Origin of the sequence: Lutibacter sp. B1, from assembly GCF_012524075.1 — a bacterium.
Lineage (GTDB): Bacteria > Bacteroidota > Bacteroidia > Flavobacteriales > Flavobacteriaceae > Lutibacter.
In genome coordinates this window covers 1-702 of record NZ_JAAZUI010000138.1, presented here as the reverse complement: position 1 = coordinate 702, position 702 = coordinate 1, and the positions used below count along the sequence as shown (strand labels likewise).

The 702-nt window shown below is 26.9% G+C and carries 1 protein-coding gene; it reads left to right on the top strand.

Going from position 1 to position 702, the window contains the following annotated elements:
* Nucleotides 1-540 (top strand): hypothetical protein (locus HGB55_RS15280; RefSeq protein ID WP_211047420.1); only part of this gene is annotated, 540 nt, incomplete at its 5' end.
* Nucleotides 541-702 lie beyond the last annotated feature (162 nt).

Sequence of the window (702 nt, the reverse complement as noted above, 5' to 3'; positions counted from 1 at the left end):
CCGTTGGTAAACATTACGATGAAAAAAATTGCTATCATATTAATTCTTCTAATTTTCATAACAAATTGTACGAAAAATGACAAGTCTAAACTGTTGATTGGAACTTGGAAGATAATTGGCAATAAAGAAAATTATTCAGAGGTTAAAATTGATGAAAAGAAAGTTATGATTCTATCATCAGATGAGATTGATTTAAGAATTGAAAATAGTCGATTAGAAAATGATTATATATTTTTTGAAAATGAAAATTTTGAACCGAAAATTGATAGTTTCAAGATAATTTGTTACTCAAATGATAAAATTATTTTGAGGAGAGAATTTTTAAACCAATTAATTGAGTTTAATCGGATTGAAAATAACATCAAAGAGATTGATTCTACTGATTTTAAAAACTGGAAAGAGAAAACCATTTCTGATTTCAAAAAAAGAGCCAATTCATATTTCAAATCAAATAATATTAAGATTAGTGAAACTATTGATTTAGGAGAGGTAAACCCGATTGAGGAAATAGAGATAGATTTAGATTCATTAAAACAATAGAAGATTGATTAAAATGATTAAAATAAAACGTTTACCAACAATACCTATAATTCAGCGTGGCTTTTCGCTTAATAAAAAGTTTGTTGTATTTTTAACCAGCTTGATTTCTACAGCGGAAAAGTCTCCGACATTTTCCACGCCGAAATCATAGCTTACACCGTT